This is a genomic window from Bradyrhizobium sp. (assembly GCF_049581145.1).
Lineage (GTDB): Bacteria > Pseudomonadota > Alphaproteobacteria > Rhizobiales > Xanthobacteraceae > Bradyrhizobium.
In genome coordinates, this window is sequence record NZ_JBAURI010000956.1 from 1 (window position 1) to 6,258 (window position 6,258).

A 6,258-nucleotide genomic window follows, 5' to 3' on the forward strand; every position below is an offset into this window, starting at 1 on the left:
CCGCTGACCTTGCCGCTGCCGCTTCAGGAAGCCAGCGGGAGCTTCGCCAAGGCTTATGACGGACCGCCGACCGATCCGAAGGTGTTCGAGGAAACCCAGAAGAAGCTGCAGGAAGAACTGCAGAAGCGCGCGGAAGAAGCACGCAAGAAGCTGGAAGCAACCCAGGGCGCGACGGCCGCCAATCCCGCGGCGAAATAGCTGCGCGCTGCGGTTGATGTCGACGAACGAAAAAGGCGCCGCCCGGCGCCTTTTTTGTTGGTCAGATTGGTTTGGTGGGTCTGAGGCAGTTGCTTTGCATCGCAGGATGCGCGGCCTCGCGCCCGCAATGCGAAATCTTGCGCGAGAAAGTCGATTGTCTCTGTTCAGCGCGACGTCAGTTCAGCGACGGATTGCGCGGGCGGTAGCCGCCACCCTTGTCCTTGACGAAAATCTCGGCGACCTGCGAGTGCCGGATCGGCTCTCCGGAATCGTCTGCCAAAAGGTTTTGCTCGGACACGTAGGCGACGTATTCGGATTCGGAGTTCTCGGCGAGCAGATGGTAGAACGGCTGATCCTTGTGCGGACGCACGTCCTCGGGGATCGATAGCCACCACTCCTCGGTGTTGTTGAATTCCGGATCGATATCAAAGATCACGCCGCGGAAGGAAAAGATCCGGTGGCGCACGATCTGGCCGATCTGGAACTTGGCGGTTCGCGCTTTGATCATGTCTAATCGATTAGACCATGATTGCGACCGATGCTAGTGCCTGACCATTGAATTCATCTTCCTGGCGCGGCTTTCCGAGCCGTCGCCGCCTCCTGAAGAAATCGCCATAAGATCCTCTCCATGCTCGACATTCTTAATCTCGCCCTGCCGTATTTCGGGGTGATCTTCATCGGCTTTGCCTGCGGCAGGCACAAGGGTCTGCCAGAGGCGGGGCTGGCCTGGATGAACTTCTTCCTGCTTTACGTCTCGCTGCCGGCGCTGCTGTTCGGCATCATGTCCAAGACGCCGTTCGCCGAGCTCAACAACCCGCCATTTCTGGTTGCGACCACGCTCGGGACCGTGACCGCCTTCTGTCTCGCCCTTGCGGCAGGCCGATTGATCGGCGGCTTGTCGTTGCGTGAGGCGACGCTGTCCGGCCTGTGCGGCGCCTACGGCAATATCGGCTATATGGGGCCGGGTCTGGCGCTCGCCGTGCTCGGGACCAAGGCCGCCGCGCCCACCGCGCTGATCTTCTGCTGCGACAGCATCTTTCTGTTCTCGATCGTGCCGCTGCTGGTTGAACTGACCAATCGCGATCATCCGTCCCTGCTGCACGCGCTCGGCGTCGTGGCACGGCAGATCGTGTCCAATCCGCTCATCATGTCGGCGTGTCTCGGCGCGATGGTGGCGGCGCTGCACGTCACGCTACCCACGGCGATCGACAACATGGTGAGATTCCTGCAGAACGCCGCCGCGCCGACCGCGCTGTTCGTGCTTGGCGTGACGGTGGCGCTGCGACCGTTCGATCGCGTGCCCTGGGAGGTTCCGGGCGTGATCGCGGTCAAGCTCCTGATCCATCCGCTCGCAGCGTTCGGATTGATGCTGATGTTCGGGCCGTTCGCGCAACCCTGGGCGGCAACCGCCGTGCTGATGGCCTCGCTGCCGCCGGCCCTGAACGTGTTCGTGATCGCGCGGCAAAACGACAGCTGGATCGAGCCGGCCTCGGTCGCCGTCCTGATCGGCACCTTCGCGTCCGTGGTCACGCTGACCAGCGTGATGTGGTTCATCCAGAGCGGCCGACTGGTGTTTCCGTAAATTCGCTCTCGGTGGCCGGACTTTCGGAGCGGCGGCCAGACCGCCAGGAGGGCCGCCAGGACGGCGCTATTCCTTCACGCATCGCAAGGCGCCTGAGCGGCCCGAACGAACCAATCAGCTGCAGGCCGGTTGCACGCAGCGACTGCAGCGGCAGGAGGTCGCTGAGCAGGGAGCGGTTTGCGATATCGATAGCGAAGGTGCGGCTCAGGACATCGGGCCGCCGCGCCGAATCGTAACGCCGCAGCGCAGGCGGCGCGCCAGGATCCTCGTCGGCTTCGATCGCCTTTTCGACGATCTCGGCGATGTCGGCGGCATCGCGCATACCCATGTTCAATCCTTGCGCGCCGATCGGCGGAACGACATGTGCGGCCTCGCCGACCAGGGCGATTCGACGCCAGGCAAATCTCGCCGGCCGCTCGATCGCGAGCGGAAACATATGGCGGCCGGGTTCGATCCGGACCCGGCCGAGAATCGAGTGCGCCTGATGTTCGGCGGCTTCCGACAATTCGTCATCACCGAGCGCCAGAAGCCGCTCGGCCTCCTTGGCGCTTGTCACCCAGACCACGCTGCAGCGGTCACCGGGCAGCGGCACGAATACACAAGGCCCCAATGGCGTATGAAATTCAGTCGAGATATTCCGGTGCGGACGCGAACACCTGAGGTTGAAGGTCAGTGCAGCCTGGTTGAGATCGCGGCGCCTGACCTCGATGCCGGCGGCTTCGCGGGACAGCGAATGCCGGCCGTCGGCGCCGACCACGAGGCGCGCGGACACCGCTTTGCCGCCGGCGGTGCGGATCTCGACCGCGGCGTCATCCGGCGTGATCGTCTCGGCCTCATCGTCGAGCCGTATCAGGTTCGCAAGCTCCGTGGCGCGGTCTTCCAGCGCGCTCACCAGCATGCGGTTTTCGATATTGTAGCCGAAGGCGTCCAATCCGATTTCGCCTGCGGAAAACCGTACCTCCGGCGCGCGGATCAGGCGGCCGGTGTCGTCGACCAGCCGCATCACCTGAAGCGGAGCAGCCTGGTCCTGGCAGCGGGACCAGACATTCAGGTCCTCCAGGAACTCGACCGAGCCGCCCAGTAGCGCCGTGGTGCGGTTATCGGCATAGGCATGGCGGCGGGCGATCAGGACGGTGTTCGCGCCGGTTTCCGACAAAGCGATCGCGGTGACCAGTCCGGCGGGGCCGCCGCCGACCACGGCGACGTCGTAGGCTTCTGCGACATCATTCATGGGGGAACAATTGACGTTTCCCTGCGGCCTTTTCAAGCCCGCTTTCGATATACAAATTGTGGCGATTGCTGCTAGCACTGCTGAACCAATGGACCCGACCCAGCCGCAGGACCCGCACAAAGGCACGCTCAAAACCACGCCGGCGCGGCGTGCCGCCGCGTTTTCCGTTCATGTCTTCACCGCGCTCGGCGCGGGGATTGCCCTGTTTGCGCTGCTCGAGGCGGTGCGCGAGCATTGGGCCGCGATGTTTGCCTGGCTCGGCGTGGCCCTGGTGATCGATGCCGCCGACGGGCCGATGGCGCGGCGGCTGGATGTGGCGCGGCTGCAGCCGAACTGGTCGGGCGACGTGCTCGACCTCGTGGTCGACTTCGTCACTTATGTTTTCGTGCCGGCCTATGCGGTCACCGCAAGCGGCCTGTTGCTGCCGCTGGCAGCCCCTCTGCTTGGTGCTGGGATCGCCGTGTCGGGCGCGCTGTATTTCGCGGACCGCCGCATGAAGAGCACGGACAATCATTTTCGCGGTTTTCCCGGGCTCTGGAACTTGGCCGCGTTCTATCTGTTCCTGCTGCAATGGCCGCCGGCGCTGTCGAGCCTCGCCATCGCCGTCTTGATCGTGGCGACCTTTCTGCCATTCCGCGTGCTGCACCCTGTGCGCACCGTGCGTCTGCGCTGGCTGACGCTGACGCTAATCGCGCTGTGGGGCATCCTCCTGTTTTACACGCTCGCGCGCGACTTCGACGTCGGCAGCCCCGTCACCATCGCGCTGTGCGCGATCGCGGTCTATGTCGTTGCCAGCGATTCCGCGATCCGGCTGCTGCGAGCGTTCAAGGCATGATCGCGCTGCTGCCGAGCCCCGAGTCCTGGGCGGCGCTGTTGACCCTGACGGCGCTGGAGATCGTGCTCGGCATCGACAACGTCATCTTCCTGTCGGTGATCGTGTCGCGCATTCCACCGCAACAGGCGAAGCGCGCACGGCAGATCGGGCTGGCGCTGGCACTGGTTTTCCGCATCCTGCTGCTCAGCCTCCTGGTGTGGCTGATCCGCCTGACCCGGACCGTTTTGACCGTCCAGGGCATGGCCTTGTCCTGGCGCGACATCATCCTGATCGCGGGCGGGTTGTTTCTGATCGGCAAGGCTACCCACGAAATCCACGCAGAGGTCGAGGGGCTGGGTGAGGAGAGAGACAAACCCCAGGGGACGCGCAGTTTTATTTGGGTGGTCCTGCAGATCATCGTCATCGACATCGTGTTCTCGCTCGACTCCATCATCACCGCGATTGGCATGGCGCAGGAGCTCGTGATCATGATCGCGGCGGTGGCAATCGCCTGTTCGATCATGTACGCCTCGTCGGGGCCCGTGGCGCGCTTCATTGCCCGGCACCCAACCACGAAAATGCTGGCGCTGGCGTTTCTGGTGCTGATCGGGGTCGCGCTGGTCGCCGACGGATTCCAGTTCCACATTCCGCGCGGCTACATCTATTTCGCAATCGCATTTTCCGCGGCGGTCGAGTTCTTCAACGTGCTGGCGAAGCGCAATCGGGGCAGGAAAACGGATTAGGCCCGGCGAGCCGTTGGCGGCCCTGTCGAGTTGACAAGGCAGCCGCGATGGCTTTCGTTGCCTGATCGGGCCATCCGGGACGGAGATTCGAACGATGATCAAGGCTGTGCGCGTGCACAAGGTGGGAGGACCGGAAGCCTTGGTCTACGAGGCCGTGGACGTGGCGGCGCCGGGACCTGGCGAGGTGCGCATCCGGCAGCATGCGGTCGGGCTGAACTTCATCGACGTCTATTACCGCAACGGGCTCTACAAGGCGCCGTCATTGCCGTTCATCGCCGGCAATGAGGCGTCGGGCGAGGTGATCGCGGTCGGGCCCGGTGTCACCAATTTCCACCCCGGCGATCGCGTCGCCTATTACCACAATCTCGGCGCCTATGCGACCGAGCGCAACATTCCCTGGGAAAAGCTGGTCAAACTGCCGGACCATATCACCTACGAGCAGGGCGCCGTGCTGATGCTGAAGGGCCTGACCGTCTGGTATCTGCTGCACAAGACGTTCAAGGTCGAGCCGCATCATCGTGTCCTGATCCATGCCGCGGCCGGCGGCATCGGGCTCCTGGCGTGCCAATGGGCGAGGGCGCTTGGCGCGCATGTCATCGGCACCGTCGGCTCGAAAGCGAAGGCCGACCTTGCGCTCGCCAATGGCTGCGATCATGTCATCCTCTACAATGAGGAAGATTTCGTCGCGCGGGTCAAGCAGATCAGCCGCAACGAGCTTTGCGACGTGGTCTATGACGGCGTCGGCAGGACCACGTTTCCGGGCTCGCTGTCCTGCCTGAAGCCGCGCGGCCTGTTCGTCAGCTTCGGCAACGCCTCCGGTCCGGTGCCGCCATTTTCGATTGCCGAGTTGAACAGCCATGGTTCGCTGTTTGCGACCCGGCCGAAACTCAACGACTATATCGGCAAGCGCTCGGAATTGCTCGAGGGCGCCGACACGCTGTTTGCCGCCATCATCAGCGGCAAGCTGCATGTGTCGATCAACCACGCCTACGCGCTGAAAGACGCCGCCAAGGCGCATATCGATCTGGAAAGCCGCGGCACGACCGGCGCCTCGATCCTCAAGCCGTAACCGCTGTCATGCGCGGGCTTGTTTCGGCTTGCGGCTGGCGAGAAGGGCGTGGATGGCCGGCCCGGCCATGACGCGGCGGACAATAGCCCACGACTATGAAGCGGTCTCCCACGCGAACCGTCCATCCAGTCCTGTCCGCTCCGGCAATCCAAGCATCAGGTTCAGGTTCTGCACGGCGGCGCCCGAGGCGCCCTTGCCGAGATTGTCGAGCACCGCCACGAGCCGCGCCTGTCCGAGCTTGTCGGATCCGAACACGTAGAGTTTCATTCTGTTGGTGCCGTTCAGGCTCTCCGGCGCGATTGTCGCGACGGAAGATGATTGCTCCAGCGTCGCAACCTCGATGAAATGCTCGCCATCATAGGCATCGGCCAGCGCGGCATGGAGGTCGCCAAGCCGCGGCTGGGATGGCATTGCATGGAGCGGCAAGGGCACTTCGACGATCATGCCCTGGGCGTAGCGGCCGACCGCCGGCGCAAACAGCGGAACATGATCGAGCCCGGCATGTATTTTCATTTCCGGGACGTGTTTGTGCTCCCCGGAAAGCGCGTAGATCCGATAAGGGACTTCCGTGTAGTCGCTGGAGCCTTGGTCTTCGAATTCGGCAATCATGCGGTTTCCGCC

General features: G+C 63.6%; 6 protein-coding genes and 2 pseudogenes. 5 read left to right on the forward strand and 3 right to left on the reverse strand.

Annotated features, from left to right (window positions below):
- Window positions 1-198 (forward strand): annotated as a pseudogene (locus WCB02_RS31115) (invasion associated locus B family protein); the annotation flags it as partial.
- A gap of 175 nt (window positions 199-373) precedes the next feature.
- Here the strand turns inward: WCB02_RS31115 and hspQ are convergent.
- The gene (hspQ, locus tag WCB02_RS31120; RefSeq protein WP_423964141.1) at window positions 374-706 is read right to left on the reverse strand and encodes a heat shock protein HspQ; all 333 of its coding nucleotides are present in this window, start codon (window positions 704-706) and stop codon (window positions 374-376) included.
- Window positions 707-826: 120 nt separating this feature from the next.
- Here hspQ and WCB02_RS31125 point away from each other — a divergent pair, with 120 nt between their 5' ends.
- Entirely contained in the window at window positions 827-1,780 is a 954-nt protein-coding gene (locus WCB02_RS31125; protein WP_423964144.1) for an AEC family transporter, read from the forward strand.
- On the opposite strand, the gene WCB02_RS31130 is transcribed toward WCB02_RS31125, so the two are convergent.
- On the reverse strand, window positions 1,749-3,011 hold the full coding sequence (locus tag WCB02_RS31130; RefSeq protein WP_423964154.1) for a UbiH/UbiF family hydroxylase: 1,263 nt from the start codon (window positions 3,009-3,011) through the stop codon (window positions 1,749-1,751). The two genes, WCB02_RS31125 and WCB02_RS31130, sit on opposite strands and share 32 nt — an antisense overlap.
- A gap of 88 nt (window positions 3,012-3,099) precedes the next feature.
- Here WCB02_RS31130 and pcsA point away from each other — a divergent pair, with 88 nt between their 5' ends.
- The 3 genes from pcsA (at window position 3,100) to WCB02_RS31145 (ending at window position 5,637) form a co-directional block, all read left to right on the forward strand.
- Window positions 3,100-3,846, forward strand: coding sequence for a phosphatidylcholine synthase (pcsA, locus tag WCB02_RS31135; protein WP_423964146.1), 747 nt, complete (start codon window positions 3,100-3,102; stop codon window positions 3,844-3,846).
- The gene (locus WCB02_RS31140; RefSeq protein WP_423964148.1) at window positions 3,843-4,568 is read left to right on the forward strand and encodes a TerC family protein; all 726 of its coding nucleotides are present in this window, start codon (window positions 3,843-3,845) and stop codon (window positions 4,566-4,568) included. The genes pcsA and WCB02_RS31140 overlap by 4 nt, the downstream gene beginning before the upstream one ends.
- 94 nt (window positions 4,569-4,662) lie before the next feature.
- On the forward strand, window positions 4,663-5,637 hold the full coding sequence (locus WCB02_RS31145) for a quinone oxidoreductase family protein (protein ID WP_423964151.1): 975 nt from the start codon (window positions 4,663-4,665) through the stop codon (window positions 5,635-5,637).
- Window positions 5,638-5,730: 93 nt separating this feature from the next.
- Here the strand turns inward: WCB02_RS31145 and WCB02_RS31150 are convergent.
- Window positions 5,731-6,258, reverse strand: a pseudogene (locus WCB02_RS31150) (N-acetyl-gamma-glutamyl-phosphate reductase); the annotation flags it as partial.

Bases quoted from the DNA above. Each gene is read 5' to 3' on its own strand.
- WCB02_RS31140 (WP_423964148.1), top strand. From the start codon at position 3,843: ATGATCGCGCTGCTGCCGAGCCCCGAGTCCTGGGCGGCGCTGTTGACC.
- hspQ (WP_423964141.1), bottom strand. From the start codon at position 706: ATGATCAAAGCGCGAACCGCCAAGTTCCAGATCGGCCAGATCGTGCGC.
- WCB02_RS31145 (WP_423964151.1), top strand. From the start codon at position 4,663: ATGATCAAGGCTGTGCGCGTGCACAAGGTGGGAGGACCGGAAGCCTTG.
- WCB02_RS31125 (WP_423964144.1), top strand. From the start codon at position 827: ATGCTCGACATTCTTAATCTCGCCCTGCCGTATTTCGGGGTGATCTTC.
- pcsA (WP_423964146.1), top strand. From the start codon at position 3,100: ATGGACCCGACCCAGCCGCAGGACCCGCACAAAGGCACGCTCAAAACC.
- WCB02_RS31130 (WP_423964154.1), bottom strand. From the start codon at position 3,011: ATGAATGATGTCGCAGAAGCCTACGACGTCGCCGTGGTCGGCGGCGGC.